At 51.8% G+C, this 26,676-nt stretch carries 25 protein-coding genes and 2 pseudogenes; 4 read left to right on the top strand and 23 right to left on the bottom strand.

Annotation, left to right across the window (positions count from 1 at the left end):
* Positions 1–9: 9 nt before the first annotated feature.
* Positions 10–303, bottom strand: a pseudogene (locus tag HMPREF1255_RS10150) (hypothetical protein); the annotation flags it as partial.
* A gap of 68 nt (positions 304–371) precedes the next feature.
* Here HMPREF1255_RS10150 and HMPREF1255_RS01900 point away from each other — a divergent pair.
* The gene (locus HMPREF1255_RS01900) at positions 372–836 is read left to right on the top strand and encodes a DUF2505 domain-containing protein (protein ID WP_081717313.1); all 465 of its coding nucleotides are present in this window, start codon (positions 372–374) and stop codon (positions 834–836) included.
* On the opposite strand, the gene HMPREF1255_RS01895 is transcribed toward HMPREF1255_RS01900, so the two are convergent.
* The 4 genes from HMPREF1255_RS01895 to HMPREF1255_RS09740 all read right to left on the bottom strand — a co-directional run bounded on the left by HMPREF1255_RS01895 (position 833) and on the right by HMPREF1255_RS09740 (position 5,687).
* Positions 833–1,285: a hypothetical protein gene (locus tag HMPREF1255_RS01895; protein ID WP_024110594.1), complete on the bottom strand. Its 453-nt coding sequence runs from the start codon at positions 1,283–1,285 to the stop codon at positions 833–835. The genes HMPREF1255_RS01900 and HMPREF1255_RS01895 overlap by 4 nt on opposite strands.
* Before the next feature lie 111 nt (positions 1,286–1,396).
* On the bottom strand, positions 1,397–4,111 hold the full coding sequence (gene secA, locus HMPREF1255_RS01890) for a preprotein translocase subunit SecA (protein ID WP_036916943.1): 2,715 nt from the start codon (positions 4,109–4,111) through the stop codon (positions 1,397–1,399).
* Between the two features lie 156 nt (positions 4,112–4,267).
* A complete protein-coding gene (gene hpf / locus HMPREF1255_RS01885) occupies positions 4,268–4,912 on the bottom strand; it encodes a ribosome hibernation-promoting factor, HPF/YfiA family (protein ID WP_016456203.1) in 645 nt (214 codons plus the stop codon).
* 79 nt (positions 4,913–4,991) lie between these two features.
* Complete coding sequence (locus tag HMPREF1255_RS09740) at positions 4,992–5,687, bottom strand: ComF family protein (protein ID WP_016456204.1); 696 nt, start codon at positions 5,685–5,687, stop codon at positions 4,992–4,994.
* A gap of 94 nt (positions 5,688–5,781) precedes the next feature.
* Between HMPREF1255_RS09740 and HMPREF1255_RS01875 the strand changes: the two genes are divergently transcribed.
* Positions 5,782–7,233 (top strand): DivIVA domain-containing protein, encoded by a 1,452-nt coding sequence (locus tag HMPREF1255_RS01875; protein ID WP_036916737.1) that lies wholly within the window; start codon positions 5,782–5,784, stop codon positions 7,231–7,233.
* Positions 7,234–7,284: 51 nt separating this feature from the next.
* On the opposite strand, the gene HMPREF1255_RS01870 is transcribed toward HMPREF1255_RS01875, so the two are convergent.
* From HMPREF1255_RS01870 to HMPREF1255_RS01845, 5 genes and pseudogenes are all read right to left on the bottom strand, one after another.
* Complete coding sequence (locus tag HMPREF1255_RS01870; RefSeq protein WP_016456206.1) at positions 7,285–8,490, bottom strand: TIGR04053 family radical SAM/SPASM domain-containing protein; 1,206 nt, start codon at positions 8,488–8,490, stop codon at positions 7,285–7,287.
* Positions 8,491–8,568: 78 nt separating this feature from the next.
* The gene (gene pflA, locus HMPREF1255_RS01865) at positions 8,569–9,498 is read right to left on the bottom strand and encodes a pyruvate formate-lyase-activating protein (RefSeq protein WP_024110987.1); all 930 of its coding nucleotides are present in this window, start codon (positions 9,496–9,498) and stop codon (positions 8,569–8,571) included.
* Between the two features lies 1 nt (position 9,499).
* A pseudogene (pflB, locus tag HMPREF1255_RS01855) lies at positions 9,500–11,854 on the bottom strand (formate C-acetyltransferase).
* Between the two features lie 198 nt (positions 11,855–12,052).
* A complete protein-coding gene (gene nucS, locus HMPREF1255_RS01850) occupies positions 12,053–12,760 on the bottom strand; it encodes an endonuclease NucS (RefSeq protein ID WP_016456210.1) in 708 nt (235 codons plus the stop codon).
* Between the two features lie 31 nt (positions 12,761–12,791).
* Positions 12,792–14,114 carry an NAD(P)/FAD-dependent oxidoreductase gene (locus tag HMPREF1255_RS01845; protein ID WP_016456211.1) on the bottom strand — a complete coding sequence of 441 codons (1,323 nt, stop codon included), beginning with the start codon at positions 14,112–14,114 and terminating at the stop codon, positions 12,792–12,794.
* Positions 14,115–14,458: 344 nt separating this feature from the next.
* On the opposite strand from HMPREF1255_RS01845, the gene HMPREF1255_RS01840 reads away from it, so the two are divergent.
* Entirely contained in the window at positions 14,459–15,277 is an 819-nt protein-coding gene (locus tag HMPREF1255_RS01840; protein WP_024110626.1) for an alpha/beta fold hydrolase, read from the top strand.
* 15 nt (positions 15,278–15,292) lie between these two features.
* Positions 15,293–15,925 (top strand): cob(I)yrinic acid a,c-diamide adenosyltransferase, encoded by a 633-nt coding sequence (locus HMPREF1255_RS01835; protein WP_016456213.1) that lies wholly within the window; start codon positions 15,293–15,295, stop codon positions 15,923–15,925.
* 29 nt (positions 15,926–15,954) lie between these two features.
* On the opposite strand, the gene HMPREF1255_RS01830 is transcribed toward HMPREF1255_RS01835, so the two are convergent.
* The 13 genes from HMPREF1255_RS01830 to HMPREF1255_RS01770 form a co-directional block, all read right to left on the bottom strand.
* A complete protein-coding gene (locus HMPREF1255_RS01830) occupies positions 15,955–17,259 on the bottom strand; it encodes a CHAP domain-containing protein (protein WP_155948422.1) in 1,305 nt (434 codons plus the stop codon).
* A 97-nt stretch (positions 17,260–17,356) separates the two neighbouring features.
* On the bottom strand, positions 17,357–17,791 hold the full coding sequence (locus HMPREF1255_RS10145; RefSeq protein WP_028822567.1) for a DUF2550 domain-containing protein: 435 nt from the start codon (positions 17,789–17,791) through the stop codon (positions 17,357–17,359).
* Between the two features lie 6 nt (positions 17,792–17,797).
* Positions 17,798–18,211 carry a F0F1 ATP synthase subunit epsilon gene (locus HMPREF1255_RS01820; protein ID WP_016456216.1) on the bottom strand — a complete coding sequence of 138 codons (414 nt, stop codon included), beginning with the start codon at positions 18,209–18,211 and terminating at the stop codon, positions 17,798–17,800.
* Complete coding sequence (atpD, locus tag HMPREF1255_RS01815; protein ID WP_016456217.1) at positions 18,211–19,680, bottom strand: F0F1 ATP synthase subunit beta; 1,470 nt, start codon at positions 19,678–19,680, stop codon at positions 18,211–18,213. The genes HMPREF1255_RS01820 and atpD overlap by 1 nt, the downstream gene beginning before the upstream one ends.
* A gap of 3 nt (positions 19,681–19,683) precedes the next feature.
* Positions 19,684–20,637, bottom strand: coding sequence for a F0F1 ATP synthase subunit gamma (locus tag HMPREF1255_RS01810; protein WP_024110552.1), 954 nt, complete (start codon positions 20,635–20,637; stop codon positions 19,684–19,686).
* A gap of 3 nt (positions 20,638–20,640) precedes the next feature.
* The gene (atpA, locus tag HMPREF1255_RS01805; RefSeq protein ID WP_024110977.1) at positions 20,641–22,269 is read right to left on the bottom strand and encodes a F0F1 ATP synthase subunit alpha; all 1,629 of its coding nucleotides are present in this window, start codon (positions 22,267–22,269) and stop codon (positions 20,641–20,643) included.
* Positions 22,270–22,328: 59 nt separating this feature from the next.
* The gene (locus HMPREF1255_RS01800; RefSeq protein ID WP_024110735.1) at positions 22,329–23,144 is read right to left on the bottom strand and encodes a F0F1 ATP synthase subunit delta; all 816 of its coding nucleotides are present in this window, start codon (positions 23,142–23,144) and stop codon (positions 22,329–22,331) included.
* Entirely contained in the window at positions 23,145–23,678 is a 534-nt protein-coding gene (locus HMPREF1255_RS01795) for a F0F1 ATP synthase subunit B (protein ID WP_028822572.1), read from the bottom strand. It lies immediately after the preceding gene.
* An 11-nt stretch (positions 23,679–23,689) separates the two neighbouring features.
* Entirely contained in the window at positions 23,690–23,911 is a 222-nt protein-coding gene (gene atpE, locus HMPREF1255_RS01790; RefSeq protein ID WP_016456222.1) for an ATP synthase F0 subunit C, read from the bottom strand.
* Positions 23,912–23,934: 23 nt separating this feature from the next.
* Positions 23,935–24,726, bottom strand: a complete 792-nt coding sequence (atpB, locus tag HMPREF1255_RS01785) for a F0F1 ATP synthase subunit A (RefSeq protein ID WP_024110817.1) — start codon at positions 24,724–24,726, stop codon at positions 23,935–23,937.
* A 75-nt stretch (positions 24,727–24,801) separates the two neighbouring features.
* On the bottom strand, positions 24,802–25,032 hold the full coding sequence (locus HMPREF1255_RS01780) for an AtpZ/AtpI family protein (protein WP_036916939.1): 231 nt from the start codon (positions 25,030–25,032) through the stop codon (positions 24,802–24,804).
* Between the two features lie 14 nt (positions 25,033–25,046).
* The gene (locus tag HMPREF1255_RS01775) at positions 25,047–25,505 is read right to left on the bottom strand and encodes a hypothetical protein (protein WP_155948420.1); all 459 of its coding nucleotides are present in this window, start codon (positions 25,503–25,505) and stop codon (positions 25,047–25,049) included.
* 48 nt (positions 25,506–25,553) lie between these two features.
* On the bottom strand, positions 25,554–26,675 hold the full coding sequence (locus HMPREF1255_RS01770; protein ID WP_024110540.1) for an MraY family glycosyltransferase: 1,122 nt from the start codon (positions 26,673–26,675) through the stop codon (positions 25,554–25,556).
* Position 26,676: the final 1 nt, after the last annotated feature.

Raw genomic sequence — 26,676 nt, 5'->3', positions numbered from 1 at the left:
CCTTACCCAGGATTCCCGACTGGCTTTCTCGGCGTTCTTACCAAACGCAGTTATTAGACCTTTTTCGTTACGCGTCACCCAAGGCCGAGGATGCGATAGTCCTCTATTTAAAAAACCTAGGCTGTTGGCAATCTGCAGTATCGTCTCCACGATAAAAGGGCGGTCTGCTGTTATCACTTGGACTGTCACATGGGCGCTAGCGTCTAAGCTGCCTTGGCGAACTCTGATGAGAGTTTGGTCCGGCTGGCGCGCAATTTCTTCGAATTCGGCAAGATCTTCCGGAAATCGAGTCTCGCTAGGCATTAAGGAATCTCCTGAGTTGATCAGACGCGTTGATTAGTACCTGCTGCCTGAAATGGCATCATGTATGTATGCGAATTACATCACGTCACGAATTTGCTGCAAGCTCACAGGCCGTCTACGCAATGCTAAGGGATAAAAATTTCCTAAGTAAGGTAGCCGAAATGGCAGGAGCAGATAGCTCTGAAGTCACCGAAGACGATTCAGAAGTCACCCTGAGAGCAGGCATTGCTGCCCCAAGTAAAGCGCAAAAATTCGTAGGCCAAAGCATCAACCTCAAGATGGTCGCTACCTGGAGCGATCTAATCGACGGTAGAGCAGAAGCAGATCTATCTTCCACCGTGGAAAACATGCCCGCCACTTTAACGGGTAAAGCTATCCTAAGAGGAAACGAGAAACTCACAGTTGTCGATTATGAATGCGACTTCACGGTAAGCGTTCCACTTCTGAGCAAAAAAATCGAGGAAACAGCTTCACCTTACGTTATGAGAGTGATCGATAAACAGCAGGAAGTCGGAAAAGAGTGGCTCAGCTAAATTTCGCTGAGCGTGTGCCAGGCCAAATCATGACTAGACATAAATTCCTGCGCGGCTTGCCAGGCATCGTCGAGTTCTAGACCGGCCATTTCCTCTAGCAGACTTCTAGGTGCTTCCTGGTCATCGGAAAACCAAGAGACGACCGCTTTAGCCGAAATGTTAGAAACGGTTACTCCCCCGTTTTCTGCTTCTGACCCTTCGGAAAGTTTTGCTTTCGAAGCGTCGATAACCGCTATCAGTCTCTCACCGTATTTGGCCAGCGCCCAGACGCCAGCAACCTGCAAGGCAGCTAACTCTGCTTCTTCTTGAGACTCTTTGTAGTCGCCGATTCCGAAGGTATCTTTCAAGGGTCCGTTCGCTACAAAAGCCTGAACCGCGCCATTGAGGCTCCCCGAATCAGAAAGTTCATCCAGTTGGGCACGGCTGACAGGCACGAAAACTAAATCCACACATATAGTTTTCCACAATTTCTCAAAACCTGAGGTCCGGATAGCCAAGTAACAAAACAAGTGGCCAGCCGACTACTTCCGGTCGACTGGCCACATCATTGCTTTGGTCAGCTAGCCACGATTACGGCCGTGGCACTTTTTGTACTTCTTTCCAGAACCACAAGGGCATGGATCATTACGTCCTACCTGGTCTGCCTCGGTTGAAACAACCTGCCTATTAGATTCTTCTTCAGAACCATCCTCAGAAGGCGCCGAGTATCGCAACTGTTCGTTCTTCTTGGCAGGAGCCTGCTGTGCCTCGGCTTTTTCAGCTGAGGAGCTTTCCTCAGCCACAGCAGCTTCATTCTCTTGATTCTGCTTAACGAGACCATCCAGCGGCTGGTTCAACAAGAACTGAACGACCTCAGCGTAGAAGCCTTCACGCATCTGGTCGAACATGAGTGCGCCTTCGCGTTGGTACTCGACGAGTGGATCGCGCTGAGCCATCGCCCTAAGACCGATGCCTTCACGCAGGTAATCCATCTCGTAGAGGTGCTCACGCCACTTTCTATCAAGGACGAAAAGCCAAACCGTACGCTCGAAGTCTCGCATGTTTTCTTCGCCGAGAAGAGCCTCGCGTTCCTTGTAGACGCGACGCGCATCTTCGCGGAAAGCCTCAACCAGTTCGTCAGCGTCATCGACTTCTTCGAAGTTTTCCTTGGCCAGACCAACAGGGTAAAGCTGGTTCATCGCCTGCCACAGACCGTCGATGTCCCAATCATCTGCGAAGCCCTGCGTGTAGCGCTCGATGCCTGCGCCGATGATTTTGTCGGTGACCTCTTCTAGGGTGTCCGACAATTCTGCACCAGCGAGAACCTTGCGACGATCGCCGTAGATGGCGTGCCTCTGACGGTTCATGACGTCGTCGTAGCGAAGAACATTCTTACGAATTTCGAAGTTCTGGGCTTCCAGTTGCTTCTGAGCGCTCTCGATTGCCCTGGAAATCATCTTCATCTCAATGGGCTCATCATCCGGCACATTCAGACGAAGTAACGCGTTTTCAACAGCGTCAGGCTTAAACAAACGCAGCAGATCGTCTTGCAAGCTCAAGAAGAAGCGGCTCTCTCCCGGGTCACCCTGACGGCCAGAACGTCCGCGCAGCTGGTTATCGATTCGCCTGGACTCGTGACGCTCAGAACCGATTACGACAAGACCACCGAGCTCCACGACCTCGTCGTGTTCTGCCTCAACCTGCTTCTCGAGAACAGGAAGAAGCTCTCGCATCGCTGCTTCGTATTCTTCTGCGTCCTCGACGGGATCCAAGCCACGCTCTTTAAGCTTCTCGGTAGCAATGAATTCGGGGTTACCGCCAAGCATGATGTCAGTACCACGGCCGGCCATGTTCGTGGCTACAGTAACAGCACCCTTCCTACCGGCTTCAGCGACAATTGCAGCCTCACGCTTGTGGTGCTTAGCGTTCAAAACCTGGTGCGCAATGCCAGCAATCTTCAGACGACGGGATAGCTCCTCCGACTTATTGACTGATGCAGTACCGAGAAGAATCGGCTGGCCAGTATCGTGAATCCGCTTGACGAGCTTCACGATCGCGTTGTACTTGGCGTCCTCTGTCCGATAGATCTTGTCGTCATAATCCTTGCGGATCATCTCTTTGTTGGTTGGAATGACCAGGACACCCAGACCATAAATCTTCTGGAACTCGGACTCTTCAGTCTTTGCAGTACCCGTCATGCCCGAAAGCTTGGTATACATGCGGAAGTAATTCTGAAGCGTAATCGTCGCCAAGGTCTGATATTCATCCTTGATTTCGACGTGTTCCTTAGCCTCTAGAGCCTGGTGCAAACCTTCGTTGTAGCGACGTCCCTCGAGGGTACGACCGGTGTGCTCATCGACGATCAAAACCTCGTTGTTCGACACGACGTAGTCTTTGTCGCGGTGGAAGAGTTCCTTAGCCCTGATTGCGTTGTTCAGGTAACCGATAAGCGGCGTGTTAGCCGACTCGTAAAGGTTGTCGATGCCGAGCATGTCCTCGGTCTTCTCGATTCCTGGTGCGAGAATAGCGATCGTGCGCTTCTTCTCATCAACCTCATAGTCTTCATCGCGAGTCAAACGGAGAGCGAGATTCGCGAAAGCCGGATACCACTGCTTGTTTTCGGTGGCAGGGCCAGAAATGATCAACGGCGTTCGGGCCTCATCGATCAGAATCGAGTCGACCTCATCCACAATCGCGAAGTAGTGGCCGCGCTGAACCAGATCTTCTGGGGTCATGGCCATGTTGTCACGAAGGTAGTCAAAGCCGAACTCGTTGTTAGTTCCGTACGTGATGTCTGCGTTGTATGCGACTCGACGCTCAGCAGGGGTCATGTTCGAGAGGATCACGCCCACGGTCAGACCAAGGAAATGGTGAACACGTCCCATCTGTTCGGACTGGTATTCGGCAAGGTAATCGTTAACGGTAACGACGTGCACACCCTTACCAGTAAGTGCGTTCAAGTAGCTAGGCATCAGCGCGACGATAGTTTTACCTTCACCGGTCTTCATCTCGGCGATGTTGCACATGTGAAGGGCTGCGCCACCCATTAGCTGTACGTCGAATGGGCGTTTACCCAGAACTCGCTTACATGCCTCACGTACAGTCGCGAACGCTTCGATCAGAATGTCATCTAACGTTTCGCCTTCCTCAAGACGCTTCTTGAATTCAGCGGTCTGGCCACGAAGTTCTTCATCGCTCATAGCGATGTAGTCATCTTCGATGCTGGTGACCTGGTTGGCGATCTTTTCGAGCTTTTTGAGCACTCGACCTTCGCCGAAGTTAAGTAGGCGATCTATAACGCTCACGTGTTATCCCCTGTTATTAATAGTATTTCAACATAACGATAGTATCCGAACAGCATGATCGGCCAACCTTATTGGCTGGCCGATCATGCAACCTGTTTCGATCAGTGTGTAACTACGTCATGATTCACTAGTCTTAATGGACTCAGACTAAGAGTTTGCCTTAGTTACGGAACCATCAACGTTTAGATGAATAACGCCGTAATTGTAAGCCTTACGACGGTAAACGACACTTGGCTGCAGCGTCTGCTCATCTACGTACAAGAAGAAGTCGTGGCCGACCAGTTCCATCTCGTCCAAGGCCTGCTCTAGAGTCAATGGCTGAGTATCGAAAACCTTCTCTCGAACGACGAGTGGGCCATCTCCGGTTACCTCTATGCCGGCAACAGTCTTTGTTTCCGGTTCGTTGGAGATTTCTTCTTCTGGCTTTTTCAGTAGCCCCAGATCTAGAGGTACTGTGGCCAGGCTTCTTGCCTCGCGGAGTCCACGATTGTGCTTACGCCTGTCCGCCGCCCTTCTAAGCTGGGTCATCAACTTATCTTCTGCGCGATCCATTGCGGTGCGCTTGTCTGCTGCCTGAGCGGAGGCACGGATAACCGGACCCTTTCCTCTGAGGGTAATCTCGCAGCGAATATCATCTTCGGGGTCGCCCTTGGCGGGATGCGCCGTGAATTCAACCTCGACTCGGATCACACGATCTTTCAACTTGCTGATCGAATCGGTTAATCGCTCACTTATCTGCTCACGAAGTTCGTCCGTAATTGTGCAGTGACGTCCAGTGATGGTGACTTCCATGTCATCCTCCTAGGTAGTGGCGGACTAATTAGTGGCTTTAAACCGCTTAATTAGAAGTTACCGCTTTGTTAACAATTTTTCATGGAAAATTTGGTAGTCGTAAACCCGTAGATGCAATAGTCACAGCCTGTTCACAAGAAATTTTTGCATCTCTAAGAGCACGTTTAGCTTCCCTCAGTGTGGCCCCAGTAGTAACGACATCATCGAAAAGAAGCACGGGCATATTAAAACCTGAACGTGCTCTCATCGTGTTTTTCTGAGCTGATGAACGGCTACTTTTATTACGTCCGATCTGGTCTCCCGCAGCCCGGCATCGTTCTAACAAACGCAAAGCTTTGCAACCAGTTATCGAAGAAATTTCTTTCGCCAACGAATATGTATGGTCGTAGCCGCGTCTTCGCACAGCTGCTGGATCTGAGGGGATCGGACACAAGATCGCGCTTTTATCTATTTCTAGCTTCTCCGCGACGAGCCTTGCCAGCGGTTTCTTCAACCAAAATCCAGACCGATTCTTATGCACCAAAATCAGTCGATTAACAGGCTCCTTATATTCGCAAGCAGCGCTCACACTCAGATCACCAAGCAGATTCCTATTAATCACGGGCTGGGCGAAAGCGTTAGCTAGGCACTCATGGCAGATTCCTAACCCGGGCAATCCGCATCCGGGACACGCAGAACCTAAAAATAGATCTGCAGCACCTTCCAAAATATTCTTTACAAGACACAATGCTCGTTCTGATTGACTCACATGTTCATCTTTGTTGTAAAAAGCCAAAATGTTCCCTGGAAGAACATCGGTTATTTATTTTTTCACCAGGTGCGCGGCAAGTGTCTCAGGCAAATTCGCAGGTCTCCCTATAATTGAGCGCATGGCGACTAACGATGAGCAGCCCAATTACGAAGTCTCGGAAGAAACCGACATGACCGGGCTCAACTTGTTCGATGAGCGAGCCAGCGCCGCTGGCAGCTTTCCACACGCGATGCTTGGATACGACCGCACCGCAGTTGACACCTATGTCAGGGATGTAGAACAACAAGTCTCGACACTGCGTCAGCTGACTCGACATCTACGTCGAGAGCTTTCGATCACGCAGTCTTCTCAGGGTGAAACCGACTTCAGCCGGCTAGGCGCTCACGCCACTTCGATTCTTCGTTCCGCTGAAACCCAGGCCGAAGATCTTGTTGCAAAGGCTGGATTAGAAGCAGAGCGAATTCGTGAAGAGGGACGCCGCAACGCTTCAGACCTCAGGGCTAACGCGCAAAGTGAGGCAGACGACATTCGGGTTTCCACGGCGGAAGATCTTCGCAAGACCCGAGAAAAATTAGATGCCGATGTTCAAGCAGCTCGAGAAAGCGCTCAAGTCGAATCGGCCAGCATTGTCACCGCTGCGCGTCAGCAGGCCGAAACGATCGTCTCTGAGGCAAATCACAAAGCTCATCTGGCGCTGACAGAGGCCAAGGCAACGGCTAGACAGCTAACCGCTGCAGCCGAGCAAGAAGCGGCTCAAAAAACTTTAGAAACCGAAGCGGCTGCTTCCACTACTCTTGGTGATGCCGAAGCAACAGCCAACAGAACCCTGCAGCAGGTCAGGACGGTGGCCGATTCGATGCTTGCTGAAGCAGAAAATAATGCTCACAAAACTCTTAGCCTCGCCGATCAAGAAGCAAAAAAGACCGTTTCTCAGGCACGAGCTAACGCAGACGCGATCATGGCTACCGCCGATAACGATGCACAGAGCAGGTTAGCAACGGCAAAGGAAGAAGCCTCTAAGACCCTAGCCGAAGCCCATCAGGCAGCAAGCGAACAATTAGCCAAAGCTAACGAAGAAGCCTCCAGCATTAAGGAAGAGGTCGAGAAGATCCTTTCAGATGCTCGTGAACAGGCAGAGAAAGCCACTGCTATTGTCGTCGAGCATACAGAACAGGCAGCAGCTATTAGAGCCGATGCGATCAAGGAAGCCGATGAGGCCCGTGCACGTGCAGCTAGCGAGAGCGAGGCGCAGTTAGCTTCGGCTCATCGCCAATCTGCGATGCTTCGTGAGCGTCTCGAGCAACAATTTGAATGGCGCAAGGAACAGCTGCAGCGAGAGATAAACGTTTTGATTGGCAGGAAGAAGTCGATCATTGGTCAGCTCGAGGCACTGCAACAGGTTGGTCTCGAATCGCTCAATGACTTCCCCGACGAGGATCCGTTTCCCGAGGTCGAACTGCCCGATCGACCTGCAGACGACGAAAAATGGCTAGCAGATGGTCAGCCTGAGCAGACTCTTGTAGTCGACGACGAGAAAACAAAAATTTTGAAAACCGACAAGAAGAAATAACACATAAATCTTTTGGCTGGTCAATATGGCCAGCCAAAAGATTTATGTGCGCTAACTATGCTTTGCTGCCCATGCATCAGGAATATAGATGCAGTTTGGATCTGCCGCCATATAGTCACCTGTCATGGCGTATGCGGTTGCTCGTGATCCCCCGCATATCCTATTGAAACCGCATACTCCGCACTTGCCCTCAAACTGATCGGGGCTTCTAAGGTCCTTCATCACTTTGGTTTTCCGATACAGTTCGTCGAAAGGATTCTCTCGAATATTTCCCACCGCAATTGGGAGGAATCCAGATGGGCAAACGTTCCCCTCGTGATCTACGAACGCGAAACCAGATCCAGAGTTGATGGCCATCGGAGGACGAGGAGTTCGCGGATTTGGCGCATGCTCGCCCATGATTCTGGCCGTCTCATTAGTCAGCCAGTGGTACAGCTCGCCACGTTCCGCTGGTCGAGCTAATTCCTCCGGAGGAACACCGGCATCAGCTGCGTCTGCTCGCTGAATCGCTATCCTGCGGTACTGCGGAGCCTCTGTAGTTTTAATAGCAATCCGGTCGGAAACGTCATGCTGCCAGTGCATGACGTCCTCCCTTTCTGAGGGGTTGAGCATCTGAAGATGAGAACCTCTACCAGTCGGGACCAGCATGAAGGTGTACCACATGAAAGCATTTAGGTCTATGGCATTTTTTAGCATCTGAGGGGCTTCGTGAATGTTCCCCTTAGTCAGAGTCGTGTTGATCTGGAGCCTGAAGCCAACCTCGTTAATAATCTTGGTTGCCTCGACTGTCTTTTCAAATGTTCCAGCGAAACCACGAAATGCGTCATGCGTCTTAGCAGATGCACCATCCAATGAAACGCTCATCGCCTTACCACCGGCTTTTCGCAAGGCGATTAGACGTTCCTTAGTGAAGAGAGGCGTAACAGATGGCGAAATTGAGATGTGCAGGCCAAGATCAGTGCCGTACTGGACAAGTTCGACGAGATCTTGTCGCTCGAAGCAGTCACCACCTGTGAACACGACCATCGGTCGTGGCTTTTCGTAACTTGCTAGTTGCTCAAGCAGGTTCTTTCCCTCAGCATTGGAGAGCTGTCTGGGCGACGGGCGATGCTGAGCTTCCGCACGACAGTGTTTGCAGACCAACTGGCAAGCACGAGTCACCTCCCAAATAACCATGAAGGGCTTTTTGTTGATGTCGTGTTTAATTTTTCTGACGACAGGCCCGTGTCCGCCATGCAAATGTCCGGGATGTGGCACAGAATCTCCTCTCCAGTCAAAACGACTCTAACGCCACACGCTACGAGACACCGCGTCGCGCTTAGTGAGTACTAAGAATCAGTAAACGGTAAGACCCATCGATCTGAGAATCTCGCGAGCTTTTTCTGCATCTTCCTTACTCGGCGGCTCGACGTTTTCAAGTTGATAGTCGTAGCCCAGATCTGACCACTTATCTCGCGCCATTTGATGGAACGGCAGCAATTCGACGCGTTCGACATTCGACCAGCGCTGGATAATCTTGCCAACTTCGCGGATATTTTCCGGGTTGTCGGTCCATCCAGGCAGGAGCACAAATCTGATCCAAACGGCCTTGTTGGTCGCAGCTAGCCGATCTCCAAAGGCGACGGTCGGCGCCAGCTTAGCTTTAGTCACCTTTTCATAGGTGGCTTCATCGCCGCTCTTGACGTCTAGCAACACCAGATCAATATCTGCCAGCATCTGATCGCTTATGTTCACGCCCAGATAGCCAGACGTGTCGATCGTGGTATGGATACCGTTTTCCTTGGCGAATCGCAGCAGCCTCGCTAGAAACGCCGGCTGCATAGCCGGCTCTCCACCCGAAAAAGTCACTCCACCCTTTGATGCCTTGAAAACTGGCCTATACCTGAGCAGTAGCTTTTCGATGTCTTCGGCGAGAACGGGTTTGCCGTCGCGCATCTTAAACGTGTCTGGGTTGTGACAATAGACACAGCGCAACGGGCAGCCATTGAAAAATACTGTCAACCTCGTGCCTGGTCCATCTACAGCGGTAACGAGCTCCCAGGAATGGATCGACCCTATTTCGCCATTCCTTACCGCCTTGTGATGCTCTTCCCGGCTCATCTGTGGGGCGTCCTGGACACCTGCTAAACCAGCACCGGTCATTCGTGGAACATCAATTTCGCTTCTTTCGGGACGATACTCCCCCGTGGATCCTTCGCCAGCAAAAACGGAGGTCGTACGAGATTCCTCGTACGACCTTTCGTTTGTTACCTCATTGGTAGCCAAATTACATTCCCTGGTGGAAAGTACGCGAGATTACGTCCAGCTGCTGTTCACGAGTCAGCTTGACGAAGTTAACAGCGTAACCGGATACGCGAACGGTCAACTGCGGATACTTCTCGGGGTGCTCCATGGCGTCCTCAAGAGTCTCCTTGTTCAGAACGTTGATGTTCGCGTGGTAGAGGCCTTTGCCACCGTTCTCGCTCGGACGGCTAGCCTTCATGGAAGCAAGACGCTCGTCAAAAGTCTTGATAGTCATATTTTTCTCCTAATCTTTTGGAATGAAGCCAGCATCCATGATGCCGACAAGGTTGGTGATCTGTTCCTCTTCGGTCTTACCGAGAGAAGAAGGAACGATGGTGTTGGTTAGAGAGATGCCATCTAGAGCATCGCTGTAGTCGAGCTTTCCGACAGAAAGCATGGATGCAAGCATTCCGTGCGTGTCAGCACCGTTCTCGGGGTTAGCACCCGGAGCGAAGGGAGTTCCAGCCTCGTGACCGGACGGGAAGGCGCCGGTAGCCTTGCCGTAAACGACGTTTGACGTGATCGTCAGTACCGACTGAGTCGGAACGGCGTCGCGGTACATCGGGATTGCCTTAATTTTGCTCATGATCGTATGGACGATCGTGGCGGCAATATCGTCGACGCGGTCGTCATCGTTTCCGTAGCGTGGGAAATCGCCCTCAGTGCGGTAGTCGACGACCAAACCGGTTTCGTCACGAACGGGGTAAACCTTCGCGTACTTAATAGCCGAGAAGGAATCTGCAACGATCGAAAGACCTGCGATGCCGCAACCCATGGTCCTGACGATTTCAGGATCGTGCAGTGCCATTTCAACAGACTCGTATGCGTAGCGGTCGTGGCAGTAGTGGATGATATTCAGAGCCTCTACATAGGTTCCGACGACCCAATCGAGCATCCGCTCGTACTTATCCCATACCTCGTTAAAGTCCAGCGGACCGTCGCCCTGGATTGGCTCGAACTCGCCAACCGGGGTGATCTGCTTTCCACTCATCTCGTCACGGCCGCCATTGATCGCGTATAGCAGCGACTTTGCGGAGTTAACTCGAGCGCCGAAAAACTGCATCTGCTTTCCAACTCGCATCGGAGATACGCAGCAAGCAATCGCAGCATCGTCACCCCAGTGAGCTCGAATCTGCTCGTCGGATTCGTACTGGACGGAAGAGGTGTCGATCGAAGTCTTGGCACAGAAATTCTTGTACCCTTCCGGAAGCTCGGGGCTCCAGAAAATCGTGATGTTCGGCTCAGGCGCAGGCCCAAGGTTAGCCAAAGTCTGCAAGAGACGGAACGAAGTCTTAGTGACCAGAGTGCGGCCGTCTTCGCCGAAACCAGCGTCAGACCAAGTGGCCCAATACGGATCCCCAGAGAAGATCTGATCGTATGCTTCCGTGCGCAGGAATCGAACGATCCTTAGTTTGATGACAAGCGCATCGATGATCTCCTGAGCTCCAGCCTCATCCAAGATTCCATTCTTGAAGTCACGCTCAAAGTAGATGTCGAAGAACGCGGAAAGACGTCCGATCGACATTGCCGCGCCATCTTGAGATTTAACCGATGCCAGGTAGCCGAAGTATGTCCACTGGACGGCTTCCTGAGCAGTCTTAGCGGGCACCGAGATGTCAAAGCCGTAATCGGCTGCCATCTTCTTAAGCTTCTTCAGAGCCTTGATCTGCTCCGAGTGCTCCTCGCGGAACCTAGCCCAGTGCTCGGAGAAGGGCTTATCAGCAACGGATTCCTTGTCCGCCTGCTTCCACTCAATCAGCTTGTCGATGCCGTAAAGGGCAACACGACGGTAGTCGCCAATAATGCGGCCACGTCCGTATGCGTCAGGCAGACCGGTAATGATGTGGGAAGAACGTGCGGCGCGAATTCGAGGGGTGTAGATATCGAAAACTGCGTCGTTGTGCGTCTTGCGGTACTTAGTGAAGATCTCCTTCACGCGAGGGTTTACCTCTTTACCCGCCTCGTTAATTGCGGTTTCGACCATACGCCAACCGCCATTAGGCATCATCGCGCGCTTAAGAGGCGTGTCGGTCTGAAGACCAACGATTACGTCATCATCTTCGCTGATGTAGCCGGGCTTGAAAGCATCGATGTCGGCCGGAGTATCGGTGTCAACATCATAAACGCGCCTCTTGCGTTCCACGCTGAGATAGTTACTATCCAGAGTTTCCCAGAGTCGCTTGGTCTTATCGGTGGGGCCGGCGAGGAAAGAATCGTCGCCCTCATATGGCTTGTAGTTCTTCTGGATGAAGTCTCGAACGTCGATCTCCGACGCCCAGTGACCTGTTACGAAGCCTTCCCAGCCGGGCTGGGTCTGCTTTTCAAGTGTCTCGGACACCTAGCACTCCTCGTAATAGATATTAATTAGTTGTGTGGTAGAAGTTTCTCATTATGAGATAACGCGTGTCTAGCCACGATGGAAATACGGCAGATATTGTCTATCGTTGCCAGACAGAGACAGATTAGCCCTTTTTAGGCAATTTCGTCCATCTCACATATTGGAATAAAACATGAACACGCCTACCCACGACTGGAGCTAAAAAAGACGGTCCTCAGAGTGGTCCATACCACGCAAAGCGTCGTAATCTACAGTCACGCATTTAATGCCACGATCTTGTGCCAATGTTACGGCCTGCGGCTTAATCAGCTGGGCAGCAAATACTCCTTTGACCTCTCCGAGAAGCGGATCCCGGTTCATCAATTCCAGGTATCTGGTCAGCTGCTCAACGCCATCTATTTCCCCGCGGCGCTTAACCTCGACAGCCACATAAGCGCCTTCTGAATTGCGGCACAAAAGATCGACAGGACCGATTGCGGTGGGATATTCACGACGCACCGTGGTCCAGCCTTCGCCAAAGGTTTCTGGGTTCTCGGCTAGAAGTGCCTGTAGGTGGGCTTCGACTCCATCTTTTTGTAGACCAGGGTCGATTCCGAGTTCGACGCTTTCGTCTAGATAGATTTCACCTACGCCGATTTTTAGGGTGTCCCCGTAATTGGAACTAACAGTCCAGATCTCATTTACAGATTTATTCATCTGGGCTGCGGCCTGTTCGTCGTCCTTAGGATCAGAAACAGACATTGTGCACGGTGCGCTTAGCCAGTTGAGCGGCTTGTAGGCTCGGTCATCGGCGTGTATAGAAACCGAGCCGTCAGCCTTGATCATTATCAAGCGCTTGCTCATGGGCAGGTGAGCTGTGAGCTTACCCGCGTAATCAACTTGGCAATCAGCAATTACTAAACGCACTAAACCAGGTTAGCGCACCGCACAATGAGAGTTACCCCTCCTGCTTTTCGGTGCTGCGCTTAATAGCTGCAGGAGATTCAGCGAAGTCACCGATGATTCCAGCCGCAGATTTAGGCCAAGCCATATACCTGACCGCTATGTTCAAAAGCGCAGAGACACGGTTGCGCCCCCCAAGCAAGGTCATCAGGTGGACGATAACCCACGCTGCCCAAGCCAGGAATCCAGTCATCTTTATCCCGTTTGGCAGTTCGACAACAGCAGCATTCCTGCCGATAGTCGCCATGATGCCCTTGTCGTGGTAGGTAAAGTCTTCGAGCGCTGAGCCTTCTTCTTGCGCGGCAATGTTCTTCGCCACCAACTCGCCCATCTGAATTGCCGGCTGAGCAAGCTGCGGGGAAGGATTCGACTCGCACAATGCGGCATCGCCAGCCGCAAAGATGTCATCATGACCTACAACAGTTAGGTCGGGATTGATCAAGATACGACCGCCACGCCCCTGAGGCAACCCCCAGTTGCTGACAATTGGATGAGCTCCAACGCCTGAAGCCCAAACAACAATGTCGGATTCCAGCGAGGTGCCATCGGCAAAATCCACATGGTCTGGGTGCACCTCTTGCACAGCGCTGCCAAGCCTCACATCGACGCCTAGCTTGGACAACGCGCGCTTTGTGTAGCGCTGCAGTCTCCGGTTGAATGGGCCAAGCAGCCTATCTGTCATTTCGACGAGCACGACGTGGAAGCTGTCCACTCCGATTTCCGGGAAGAGCTCAGGCAATGCTTGCGTCTTCAACTCTGCAAGGGCTCCAGCCGTTTCTACGCCGGTAGGCCCGCCACCAACGACGACCGCAGTAAATTTCCTGTTCGGATCGCGCTCGGCTGCCATCAGTTCCAGCCCCGAGAACACAATGTCACGGACCTCTAGAGCTTTCTTGCGCGTATAGATCAGCTTGGTATTTTCAGCCGCACCTTTAACACCAAAATAGTTGGCGCCAACGCCAGGGCAGACAATTAGCTTGTCGTAGCTAATGGGCTTACCGCGGCTGACGATTACCTGCTTATTCTCGGAATCGATGGCCGTAACCGTGGCTCTTCTGAAACTAAGCAGATTAGTCTTGTCATTCGATGCCCACCTTCTCAAAGAATAAGTGACATCACCCGGGTTCAAACCAGCTGTTGCAACCTGATAAAGCAACGGCTGGAAGGTGGTGTAGGCGTGCCTATCGATAACTGTTACTTCATGGTCTATTCTGGTCAGTTCGCGGGCCGCGTGTAGGCCAGCAAACCCTCCGCCAATAATTACAACATGGGATTTCGTCACATCCCTAATTATTACAGGGCAATAAAATATGTCCATTTACCGTTGCTACTCGTAACAAAACTCTCTGCAGCATAAATAAAACGCTTCGAACAGATGAAGACATGCTGAGCGGATATTGTTGGGTATGTGGCTCGTAGAACTAATAAGTACTCCAGGCCGTTTAGGCCGCTTTCGCTAGGAACGACTCAAACCACGACAACAAAATCAGACGGTAAGTGGATTATGAGGCCAATCAGGCAAGGTAAAAGTGAAAAGACTTATATTTGTCCCGGATGCAACCAGGACATCCTCGCAGGAGTCGCACACTTAGTCGTATGGCCACATACTCCTCCTATCGGATCTTCCTCAGGCCTCGACCATCGCAGGCATTGGCATAAGGCATGCTGGGAAAGAAAACTATGACGCTTTTCCACACGACTATCGGCGCTGGGCCGCAAAAGTTAGTATTCCTTCATGGCCTTTTCGGACAAGGGAAAAACTTCGGTCAGATAGCCAAAAACATTTCCGATCTAGCAACCGTCTATTTAGTCGACTTACCAGATCATGGAAGATCCCCTTGGACTGCTGAGGTCAGCTACGACAACTACGTTGACTTAGTGGCAGAAAAATTGGTCGAGTTGGGTGCGGAAAAATCCCCGCTTAACCTGGTTGGGCACTCCTTAGGTGGACGAATCGCAATGCTGGTTGCCCTTGCCCACCCTAATTTGATCTCGCGCCTTGGTGTGCTGGATATGTCTCCAGGAGAACGCTTCGATGTAGACTTATACGTTAAATATGCCACCTCGATGCTCAGTATCGACCTGAACTCGCTCGAAAGTCGAGCTCAGGCATCGAAGTTCTTAGAACCATTCATTCCTGATGCGATGGTACGCAATTTTTTGCTACAAAACTTGCACCGCGACGCAGATTCGGCGACGGGGTGGAGATGGCTGCCCAACATCAGGCTGCTCAAGAACCAGATGCAGAATTTCAATGACTGGCCCGATATCACTAATAAACGCTTCCTTGGTCCGAGCGAATTCATCGCAGCCGGACAGTCCAATTACATTACAAGAAGAGATCTGCCGAAAATCTATCGTCTCTTCCCTGCAGTTGGCATAGAGGTAGTCATGCAGGCTGGTCACTGGGTTCATGCCGAGGCCCCCGAACGCGTAACTACAGCGATGCGAAGACTCCTGAAACGCAGGTTATGGCGCTGAATGTAGGATCTAGGCATGGTTAACCTCACCAAGATCTATACCCGCACAGGTGACGCCGGGAATACCCGACTCTCAAACAACGAAGTTGCGAGCAAAACTGACTCAAGAGTTGAGGCATACGGATGTGTAGATGAAGCCAACTGCGCCATCGGCATTGCCCTCAGCCTCCCCGAACAGCTAGCTCCCGGAATAACTGAAGAAATTCGTGAAGCCCTTGGAATAGTTCAAAACGAGCTCTTTGACGTCGGTGCTGATCTATCCAATCCCGTAACCCCGAACCCAAAATGGGAGCCGTTGCGCGTTATCCAATCGTCAATCGACAGGTTGGAGAAATACTGCGACGAGTTCAACGAAGGCATTGAGAATCTTCGTTCCTTCATCTTGCCTGGCGGAGGCTTAGCCGCTGCTCAGATGCATGTTTGCCGTACCGCAGTCAGAAAAGCGGAGAGGGCGGCCTGGCGTGCTGCAGAGGATTACGGCCTCGAGGAAGAAGGAACCGAACCAAGCGGAGGTATTAATCCGCTCGCAATCAAGTACTTGAACAGATTAAGCGACCTCTTCTTCATTCTCGCTCGCAAAGTGTGCGCTAACGAGCACAAAGAAGAAGTGCTGTGGCTTCCCGGTGGAGAACGAAACCCCAACGCATGAACTTGTGGCCGTCTTCTGACGGCCACAAATTACCTAGCGTTCGGCAGCCAAACGCTAGACCAGCCAATCATTGGTTCGCCCCAAGCTACGGTTGGAGTAGAAATAGGCATGAGCCCTACCCCGCCGTTTGCGCCGTTAGACCAAACCATTCCGTTACCAGCGTAAAGAGCCACGTGCCCGTACGGGTTGCCGGCCGGCCACCCATTGTAGAAAACTAGCGCGCCCACTGGGATATCTCCGCCGGTATGCATTTGGCCGGCTGCCTGGATGTCGTTAGCGGCCAACTGAGCGCTCATCGTGCCCGAGGTAGAGTAACCATACATATTGGCGACAAGTGCGAGGCATAGTCCCTCGAATCCGGGGTTACCATTGAGCGCTTGCGCATTTGCCAGAGCTTGCTGCACACTAACCGGAGGTATCTGACCCGGAGCAATATTGGTTGTTACCCAATCGCCTACTGCTTGCGCCGCAGTCCTATTTGCTCTTTGCCTAGCAGCCTCGGCTTCTGCCGCTAATTTTCGATCCCGCTCAGAGATCTCAGCAGATAATTTCTGCGATCGCGCCTTCAACTCCTCGTTATCGGAGACGGCAGCCGCAAGCAGCTTTGAAGCTGCATCATAGGAATCTTTGACTGCCTGAAGTTTTTCGTTAAACGAGTCTGCGGCCTGTCTAGCTTCAGCGGCGATCGATTGAGTATTTACTAGAGAAGCAACTGCAGAATCCCTAGCACTTTGAGCCACGCCCTTGGCCTCTTCCATCTCTTTTTGACGCGCTTCAAGCTTTTTCAGTGAATTTTCGTATTCAGTAAGTTTTTTATCCGTCGAACCAGCCACATTTTTGGCCCACTGTGCACGTTTCGCAAGATCGCTGCTGTTCTGGCTGCTGAAAAAGATAGATATGCCGGAGAGAGTGGATTTCTGCTGTAATTCACTCCTAGCTGCTTCGCCGACTAGCTTCTTCTGCTCCTCGACCTCGGCCTTAGCAGAATCGACCGCAGCGACGGACTCTTCGAAATCATGCTGCGCCTTTTGCAACGCTGTCTGTGCATCATCGGCTTCACTCTGGGCAGCTTCCATACGCTTCAGGGACTCAGCTACCTTGATTCTGGCTTCGTCTAAATCTTTTTGAGCAGCATTAACGTCGAGGTCTGCCTTTTCGAGGCTAGATGTATGCTCGTCGATGGTACTTTGCGAAGCAGCAATCTTCTGCTTAACAGCGGCCAACTCGTCGTCGAGGGTATCCGCCTGAGCAGGCAAAACACACGCGCCCGCGCTGATGGAAATGCCAACCAATATGGACGCGGCAGTAATCTTTAGCTTTTTTTGGAATATCACAAGACCGCTTTCAACGTATTTATTTTGATACAAGGTAACAAACCTTACTTTGCGATTCTTAAGATATTTCAGGTTCGAGTCAAGAGACTCGCCGAGATCAAATGATAAAGCCAGGTTTATCTCCACCGGGTGGAGCAGCCTCTATCCAGCTGTTCAAGCCCAACCGAGATCCAAAACTAAGCGCAAGCTGCCACTTGTTACTCTTATCACCCACCGGCTGATCGGATATCAGATCGATAATCTGTGCCTCCGGTATAGAACCGATCTGCGAGGTGATTTCTTCAACCCGACTTATTGAAATTCTGCTCCTGGAAAAGATCAGCTTAGGCCTCATCCCAAGACCCAAAACCGGATACCAAAGTAGCATCGGGCCATTGTAATGGGCTAAGCCATGCCGCCACCGTTTTTCGCCACTCGGTCGGACGGAACAGCTGAAAGCGAGCTTGTTACTCGCCAGCAAACGAGCGCGGAACAGGATTGCAATAACGACAAGCAGAGCTAGCAACGCTATTGCAATCACTATCCACCTCATCGCCTATTAATCGTTCTTTCCGGCCCATTTACGAGCTGCACGAAGCTGGGACACATACTTGTCGTACGCCATACGCTCCTGATTAGTGGCGTGGCCATTGTTGATCCTGCGGTACAGGGAAGCCTTGCCCTTCTCAGCCTCTTCGACGCTAATGTATTTAGCCAACTCGCCGTAAGGGCAAATCAGGGAAACACGGTTCTTGAAGATAGAGACGAATCCGCCCGAAATAGCGAAAATTTCTCGCTCCCCTTGAACTGTCAGCACTTCGGCCGCCTGCGGGACAAGGATAGCCATCAGCGGTTCGTGCCCCGAAAGGATACCAAGGTCACCTTCGGTAGTGCGGACGACAACGCTTGTGGCTTCTCCTTCCCACACTGGCGAGTCGTTTGAAACGACTCGAACATTAAGCGGTTCAGCCATTAGGCACCCTTCTTAAGTTCAGCTGCCTTAGCCTCGACATCTTCCATTCCGCCAACGTTGAAGAAAGCTTGCTCCGGAATGTCGTCGCACTTACCATCGACGATCATCTTGAAGGCCTCAACGGTTTCGGAAACCGGAACAGTCGATCCGACCACACCGGTGAACTTCTCAGCTACGTAGAAGTTCTGGGATAGGAACTGCTGAATTCTACGGGCACGAGAAACAACGATCTTGTCTTCCTCGCCAAGCTCATCAATGCCAAGAATGGCGATGATGTCCTGGAGCTCGCTGTTGCGCTGCAGAATCTGTTTAACCGAGGTAGCTACGTCGTAGTGTTCTTGACCGACGTACTGCGGGTCGAGAATACGGCTTGTGGACGTAAGAGGATCTACTGCCGGGTAAATACCACGGCTAGCGATCGAGCGTGAAAGCTCGGTAGTCGCGTCCAGGTGTGCGAACGTGGTTGCTGGAGCTGGGTCCGTGTAGTCGTCAGCGGGGACGTAAATCGCCTGCATCGACGTAATCGAATTGCCCTTCGTCGAAGTGATGCGCTCCTGCAACAAGCCCATTTCGTCGGCTAGAGTCGGCTGATAACCAACAGCCGAAGGCATACGTCCAAGCAGAGTTGATACCTCGGAACCTGCTTGAGTGAAACGGAAGATGTTGTCGATGAACAACAAAACGTCCTGGTTTTGCACGTCACGGAAGTACTCGGACATCGTCAACGCCGAAAGTGCAACTCGTAGACGCGTGCCCGGCGGCTCATCCATCTGCCCGAAAACAAGGGCGGTGTCCTTAAGAACATCCGCTTCTTCCATCTCGGTGATCAGGTCGTTGCCCTCACGAGTACGCTCACCGACACCGGCGAATACCGAGGTACCTCCAAAGTTGTGGGCGATTCGGAAAATCATTTCCTGAATCAGGACGGTTTTACCAACACCTGCGCCACCGAAAAGGCCAATCTTTCCACCCTGCACATAAGGTGTCAGCAGGTCTATGACCTTAATGCCAGTTTCCAGCATTTGAGTTTCCGGTTCCAACGCATCGAAAGGCGGCGGATCACGGTGGATGGGCCAGCGCTCGGTGACCTTGACGGTCTCCGGATCAGCATTCAGCACCTCACCGGTCACGTTCCAGACATGGCCCTTCGTGACGTCACCGACCGGAACGGTGATCGGTTCGCCCGTATCAACGACCTTCGCACCTCGGCGCACACCATCAGTCGGCTTAAGCGAGATGCATCGAACGGTGTTGCCACCGATTTGTAGCTCAACCTCAAGAGTAAGAGTCGAAGTGGTGTCGCCAACCGTGGCTTCGACCTTTAATGCGTTGTAAATGTCGGGAATGTTCCCGGCAGGAAATTCGACATCAACAACCGAGCCGATTACACGGGTTACGCGTCCGGCTGGGGTTGTAGAAGCCTCACCTGTCCCACTGGGCTTTAGGGTTTTTTCTTCAGTTAACGCCATCGCTCAGTTCTCCTGTCCATCAGAAAGCGCGTCAGCACCACTGACGATTTCTGTAATTTCCTGTGTGATCTCACCTTGACGAGCCTGGTTAGCCTGTCGAGTCAGATCGTTGATTAGTTGCTTCGCGTTATCCGTTGCAGAGTGCATCGCCTGCTGGCGGGAAGCCAGTTCAGAGGCAGCCGATTCACGAAGCATAAATTTAATTGTGTCGATGATGTACATCGGCGTTAAGGCGTCAAGCACCGTTTCAGCATCGGGCTCGAATGAGTACTCAGGAACTATTCCCTTAGCGTCATCCCCCGTCCCGATTCTTTGAGACTGAAGCAACTCGTCGAATGTATCGTCCTCATCATCGGCATCGACTATGAGCAGAGGCAACAGACGAACGATCCGGGTCTGCTGGCTAACAAGAGACTTAAACTGCGTGTATACAATGTGCACCTCATCGATACCGTCTTTAGCGGAACCGTCGAGGAAACGTTTCATTAGCAGTTCACCGATTTGTTCTGCGTGCTCGTAGCGTGGATCCTCGCTGAATCCTTCCCAAGATCCAGCGAGTTCTACTTCGCGGTACTCGAAATATTCACGCGCCTTGCGACCACAAGTATAGATATCCGTCTCGATACCCTCGGCATTAAGACGGCCCAAGATCTTCTCAGCTGCCTTGTTGACGTTGCTCGGATAACCGCCGGCAAGACCGCGATCTGAACTGATCACCAAAAGCGCGGAACGATTCCTCTGCTTGTGTTCTGAGTTAAGTGGGTGGTCTGTATCGCTGAAAGCAGCGACAGCGGAGACAGCGCGGCGCAACTCAAGCGTGTACTCCTCAGCGCCGACAGCCTTCCGTTCAGCCCTGGTCACCCGCGAAGCTGCGATCATCTCCATGGCACGAGTGATTTTCATCGTCGTGGACACAGAGTTTCTGCGTTCCCGCAGTTCGCGCAACGTGGCAGCCATTTACTAACCCCGCTTCTGCTTGGTAATAACCTGCTGGCTAATAGGAGCTTCCTCGTCCTGATCAGCATCACCGATCAGCGATTGTCCATCAGCAGTCCGATAGGTTTGCTGGAAAGATTCGATGTTGCTCTCAAGCTCGGCTTCGATATCAGCGCTAAGCTCTCCGGTCTCATCGATCTTCTTCAAAATGTCGGTGTCGTGTTCTAGGTAGTCCCAAAATTGCTTCTCAAAGCGAAGGACATCTTCGACTGGAACGATATCGAGGTGGCCGTGCGTACCCATCCAAATCGACACGACTTGTTTAGCCATAGGAACCGGAGAGAACTGTCCCTGACGGAGCAGCTCAGTCAAGCGAGCTCCGCGTTCAAGCTGCATCTTAGAAGCATCGTCCAGATCGGAAGCAAACATAGCGAAGGCTTCCATGTCTCGGTACTGGGCAAGTGAAATCTTGAGAGTGCCCGAGACCTTACGCATAGCCTTAGTCTGCGCAGAACCGCCGACACGAGACACGGAGATGCCAACGTCAATCGCGGGCCTCTGGTTTGCGTTGAATAGGTCTGACTGCAGGAAGATCTGTCCGTCGGTGATAGAAATCACGTTCGTAGGAATGTAGGCCGATACGTCGTTTGCCTTAGTCTCGACGATCGGCAGGCCCGTCATCGAGCCGCCGCCCATCTTGTCGGATAGCTTTGCGCAACGCTCGAGCAATCTTGAGTGTAAGTAGAAAACGTCACCGGGGTACGCTTCACGGCCCGGCGGTCGACGAAGCAGCAAAGACATGGCACGATATGCCTCGGCCTGCTTGCTAAGGTCATCGAACACGATGAGCACGTGACGGCCCTGATACATCCAGTGCTGACCAATAGCCGATCCAGCGTAGGGAGCGATGTACTTATAACCGGCTGGATCGGAAGCAGGAGCGTTAACGATTACGGTGTAATCCATCGCGCCTGCCTTCTCAAGCTGAGCTCGCACCTCAGCAACAGTCGTATTCTTTTGACCGACTGCGACGTAGATGCAAAGAACCTGCTTCTTAGGATCTCCGCTTTCCCAGTTGGCTCGCTGGTTGATGATGGTATCGATTGCGAGAGCAGTCTTGCCGGTCTTACGGTCGCCAATGATCAGCTGACGCTGTCCCCTGCCAACTGGCGTCATGGAGTCGACAGCCTTCAAACCAGTCATCAATGGTTCACGGACCTCTTGACGGTCCATAACGCCTGCAGCCTGTAGCTCCAACGGGCGACGTTCTTCACTGCTGATCGGGCCCTTGCCATCGAGCGGCTCGCCCATGGCGTTTACGACGCGTCCGAGGTATCCGTCGCCCACCGGAACACTAAGCACCGAACCGGTGCCGCGAACTGTGGAACCTTCATCGATTCCCTCGGATTCGCCCAAAACGACCACACCGATTTCGCGCAAGTCAAGGTTCAGCGCGATGCCTAACGTGCCGTTCTCGAAACGAAGCAGCTCGTTCGCCATCGCAGACGGTAGTCCCTCGACTTTAGCGATGCCGTCACCCGAAGAGATAACCCTGCCGACCTCTTCTTTGGTGCTGGCAGATGGGGCGTAGTTCGATACGAACTTATCGAGCGCATCTTTAATCTCATCGGGACTAATATTTAGTTCCGCCATGACTTGCTCTCCATGTAACTAGTTTTTGATTTTGTCGTGTCTGCTGAAGTCATCTTGACTCAGCTTTCTTCATTTAAGCTTTGAACCGCGTGCTCAGCTTCGTTCAGTTTCGCTCTTATAGTTCCGTCGATGACTTCGTCGCCGATCTCAACGCGAACTCCTCCAATTACCTCTGGATCGATTATCTCCAGTAGATCGGTTGGACGCTCATAGAGCCTTTCCAAACTCAGACTCAGCGATTGACGCTGCCGATCGCTCAATGGCTTGGCTACAGTCGTCAATGCTAACTGCCGTCCTCGGATGTCCGCAGAAGCAGTAGCATAGTTCCTCAGATTCTCTGAGAAAGCCACGCTACCGAAAACAACCGAATTGATGGCTCGTCTTGCAAGCAGAGAAACCGTCTCTGGGGAGCCACTAGGCACCAGTTCTGAGATAAGATCTCTACGCGCATCAAGATCAATCGTCTGATCGGTGATGGTAGCCATTAACTCTGGGCTATTTCTGACTGCTCGAGAAAGCGCGGCGAGTTGTTGAGTTATCTCGTCAATATCTGCTTCAGAACACCGAAGTTGAACTCTAAGCGCCTGGACCTCTAGGGCAGCCAAGGCCTCGCGAGGGTCGTTCCAGTTAACGGTAAGTGCAGCATCTAGGATTTCGCAGGCGGGCTCCCCTAGATTTTCGCTGAATATCTGTTTCGCAAGATCGCGACGATTTTCCAACGAACCGTTGCTATCAAACAGGCCACGACAAAGCTGCGGATTGTCGATCAGTAAATCAACCAATCCGAATAATTCTGCGCCCGTAGAAGCCTCAGCAGTTACCTTGTCGCAACTCTGAATCAAAGCCTGTGCCTGGTTCGAAATCGCTACACTCATTTACCTGGTCTCCAACTCCGCGAGGAATCGATCGACAGTTCTATCAGCAAGCTCATCGTTTTTTAGAGACTCTCCGACAATCCGGCCAGCAAGCGTAGTAGCCAAACCCCCGACCTCGCCGCGTAGGCTGTCGAAAGCTTGCTTGCGCTCAGCAACAATCTGAAGACGTGCCTGCTCAATGATGTGATCGGCCTCTCGTTGAGCTTGCTCACGAGCCTCTGAAACAATCTGGGCGGCTTGTGCACGAGCCTCTTCCCTAGCCTGAGAAGTATCAGTACGCATCTGCTCAAGCATTTGCTGATACTCCTGCTTGGATTCTTTAGCCTCTAGCTGAGCCTGCTCGGAGCGCCTAATGCCGCCCTCAATCTGTTCAGAACGCTGCCTGTAGACCTCTTCAAATCGCGGTACCACAAACTTCTGCACACCGAAAGCGATCAGGCAAGCCAAAGCAAGGCCGACGATCACTTCGCTCCAATGAGTTGGAGCTAGCGGGCCAAAAGTTCCCTCAAGAGGAACAAGTCCAAACCCTATCATTTAGGGACCTACTAGCGAGCGATGAAGGCAAGAACGAAGCCCAGAATGGCCAACGCCTCAACCACTGCGAAGCCGATGTAAACAGCGCTCATCATGGCGCCACGGGCCTCAGGCTGACGAGCAATGCCGTTAATCACCGAAGCGAAGATCCAAGCAACGCCGAGGCCCGGGCCGATGGTGGCGATTGCGTAGCCCAGCACGTTGATCGAGCCAGTCAACTCCATTGGGGTCATTACTTTTTCCTTTCAAATTCCAATCAGTGGGTTTCACTAACCGAAGACGAAATATATTGTGCGGCCAAAATTGTGAAGATGTACGCCTGCAGGTAGCCGATAAACAGCTCAAGGCACATCATCACAAGACTAAAAACGATTGAGAAGAAACCCGCAAAGTTGTATGCGATGTTTCCGGAGTATGTAAGTAGGAATGCGCCACCAAGCGTGAAAACCATAACCGCTAGGTGCCCGGCGAACATGTTCGCAAAAAGTCGAACAGCCAGAGTCAGCGGCCGAGTGACGAAGTTAGATATGAACTCGATTGGCACGATGATGAAAGCAAGGAACCACGGAACACCTTCCGGGATTAGTGCCTTCTTCAAATAACCGATGCCGTGCTGCTTGAAACCTGCCCCGACATAGGCAATGAAAATAAACGCAACTACACCCCACACGTAACCGATATTCGAGAATGTCGGGAACATGAAGAAGAAAAATTCGCCAAACCAGTTGTTCAGCAGGATGAAGGTGAATATGCCCACGAGCAAGCCGATATAACGGCGGAAATCCGGGCCCATGATGTCGCGACCAACACCGTTTCGAATGTAGTTATAAACGCTTTCCGCGAAGAACTGACCCTTGCCTGGAACTATTTTCAAGTTTCGGCTGGATAGCCCCCAGAAGAGGAAAACCAGAACCGCTGCGATAAAAATCTGCAGCATTGGTTTGTTAAGCCAATCGATGCCGAATAGACCGTCGAACTTGAAGTCATCGCTACCTGGCGTCTTGAATTCGCCTTGAGCAGGCAGAGGAAGCTGCATAAATACGCTCATAACAGACCTCCGGTCTTGCTCGTCACTTGTACCTCTTCTGCCATCATCTCATCTAACGCTTGTCTGCAAAAAGTTCTAGCGGACATATTTCTTTACAACCAAATAAATACTGCACGCAAGTCCAAAAACGATACCGAGCGGCGTCAACCACTTTGTACCGAGCTTCGCATCCAACAACCAACCTAAGGCGCCATAGCAAATAATTCCAGCTAGCAGATACGAAAAAATACGCATTCCGTTGTCCGAATATCCAGACCCAGTGCTTTGATCTGTGTCTTGTTCGAACTCTTCGTATTCTTTAGTCATCATCCTGCTTCGGCCTAACGGGGTGTGTCGCCGCCAGAAGTCTGCCCACAGGCTTCCGCGACGTCTCGCTTAGCCTTATATGGCGCGTCGTAAACCGGAATGCGTGCTCTGGAATGCCCGATCAACAAGCCGGTTAACCACGAGATTAGAGTAGCCAAAGCACCTATAACTAACCAAATCGGTTCGATGTTTAAATATATGCCTACTGCCCAAAAAGAAATACCTACGAATACAAATCTCAGGACAAGACCGATCATGGTCACTGAGAAACCAAAGCCTAGGTTGGATCTTGTCAGGGAAAACGTAGAGATCAACTGCCCCGAAAAGAAAAATACCAACACCACTGCCCCGCCCGTGAGCGAGCCGAGTGCACCATCGGTTCCGGAAATAAAGACCCCAAGCAAGCAAACGACAAGAAGTGTGACTAACGATGACACAAGAGCCGTCATAGTTAATTTCTTTTGCCAGTTCACAGACTTCATCCTATCTAGAAAGCAGCCACAGATCACTCTGGATAATGACTATGTACCAGCGACAGGTAGCGGGAGTTTTGAGAGCTTTCGCAGTACGAAGTACGTGACCAACAACGCCAACAGCCAAACAAGCACAACGACAAATAGTGCAGCCAAATTTCTCATTAACCCAGCGAAAACGACTCCATAAGCGATTAGCGCTGTCCAAACGTACATAATCAGAACGGCCTTGATTGTCGACCTGCTCCGCCTGACTAGCCTGTGATGCAGGTGTTGCTTGTCAGCTTCAAACCACCACTGGCCTCGCATGGTTCGTCGAATATAAGCAAGCGTCATATCGCCGATCGGCAGTGCCATGATCGCAAAAGGCAGCATGATCGGCAACCAGTTGGGAAGTAAGCCACCGCGTGATGCGTCAACAGTGCTGGCATCGATTTGTCCGGTAAGAGATAGGGATGAACAAGCCAGAAGAAGGCCGAGCAGCATTGAGCCCGTATCCCCCATAAAAAGCTTGGCTCGATAGAAATTGTGTGGCAGGAAGCCAAAACAAATTCCAGTTGTAGTTACTGCTATGAGGCTAGATGTTGTAGCAACGACGAAGTTTTGTTCCCTAGCCAATACGTACGTGTAGACAAATAGTGCGGACGCACCGATACCCACGACGCCAGCGGCCAACCCGTCTAAGCCATCGACGATATTGATTGCATTCACACAGATAAAAATGAACACCACTGTGATCAGAATCGAAGTTGCCTGGTCAAGAGCAATGATCTGGTTAGGAAGCGATATCCAATACATTCGCACGCCATTGAGCACTGCCACGCTTGCAGCCAAAACCTGACCCGCAATTTTAGCTACCGCTGGCAGCTCGATGAGGTCGTCTACGACCCCAACTAAACAGATCACTAGAGCAGCAGCCACTATTCCCCAAGAATCTTGGGTGATAACTTGCCTATGCCCGAGAAACGGCATCCTAGAAGCAACTAAGACTCCGATGACTAACCCACCCAGCATGGCAAGGCCGCCTAGATAGGGCGTTGGCACGGTGTGCACATCCCTTGAACGGACCTTGGCCATTGCGCCGGTGCGTATCGCGAGACGCCTAGCAGGAGCCGCAAATAGATAAGTTGCTGCGGCCGAGACTAGCAGGACAAGTAAGTATTCGCGCACT

The sequence above is a fragment of the Propionimicrobium sp. BV2F7 genome (assembly GCF_000510445.1).
GTDB lineage: Bacteria > Actinomycetota > Actinomycetes > Propionibacteriales > Propionibacteriaceae > Propionimicrobium > Propionimicrobium lymphophilum.
The sequence above is the reverse complement of the archived record's forward strand: the minus strand, read 5'-3'. Positions and strand labels throughout refer to the sequence as shown.

Bases quoted from the DNA above. Each gene is read 5' to 3' on its own strand.
- HMPREF1255_RS01780 (WP_036916939.1), bottom strand. From the start codon at position 25,032: ATGACTAAAGAATACGAAGAGTTCGAACAAGACACAGATCAAAGCACT.
- hpf (WP_016456203.1), bottom strand. From the start codon at position 4,912: ATGGAAGTCACCATCACTGGACGTCACTGCACAATTACGGACGAACTT.
- HMPREF1255_RS01875 (WP_036916737.1), top strand. From the start codon at position 5,782: ATGGCGACTAACGATGAGCAGCCCAATTACGAAGTCTCGGAAGAAACC.
- HMPREF1255_RS01820 (WP_016456216.1), bottom strand. From the start codon at position 18,211: ATGGCTGAACCGCTTAATGTTCGAGTCGTTTCAAACGACTCGCCAGTG.
- HMPREF1255_RS01810 (WP_024110552.1), bottom strand. From the start codon at position 20,637: ATGGCTGCCACGTTGCGCGAACTGCGGGAACGCAGAAACTCTGTGTCC.
- atpE (WP_016456222.1), bottom strand. From the start codon at position 23,911: ATGACCCCAATGGAGTTGACTGGCTCGATCAACGTGCTGGGCTACGCA.
- atpB (WP_024110817.1), bottom strand. From the start codon at position 24,726: ATGAGCGTATTTATGCAGCTTCCTCTGCCTGCTCAAGGCGAATTCAAG.
- HMPREF1255_RS01845 (WP_016456211.1), bottom strand. From the start codon at position 14,114: ATGGACATATTTTATTGCCCTGTAATAATTAGGGATGTGACGAAATCC.
- HMPREF1255_RS01835 (WP_016456213.1), top strand. From the start codon at position 15,293: ATGGTTAACCTCACCAAGATCTATACCCGCACAGGTGACGCCGGGAAT.
- atpD (WP_016456217.1), bottom strand. From the start codon at position 19,680: ATGGCGTTAACTGAAGAAAAAACCCTAAAGCCCAGTGGGACAGGTGAG.
- atpA (WP_024110977.1), bottom strand. From the start codon at position 22,269: ATGGCGGAACTAAATATTAGTCCCGATGAGATTAAAGATGCGCTCGAT.
- HMPREF1255_RS01795 (WP_028822572.1), bottom strand. From the start codon at position 23,678: ATGATAGGGTTTGGACTTGTTCCTCTTGAGGGAACTTTTGGCCCGCTA.
- HMPREF1255_RS01900 (WP_081717313.1), top strand. From the start codon at position 372: ATGCGAATTACATCACGTCACGAATTTGCTGCAAGCTCACAGGCCGTC.
- HMPREF1255_RS01840 (WP_024110626.1), top strand. From the start codon at position 14,459: ATGCTGGGAAAGAAAACTATGACGCTTTTCCACACGACTATCGGCGCT.
- HMPREF1255_RS01800 (WP_024110735.1), bottom strand. From the start codon at position 23,144: ATGAGTGTAGCGATTTCGAACCAGGCACAGGCTTTGATTCAGAGTTGC.
- HMPREF1255_RS10145 (WP_028822567.1), bottom strand. From the start codon at position 17,791: ATGAGGTGGATAGTGATTGCAATAGCGTTGCTAGCTCTGCTTGTCGTT.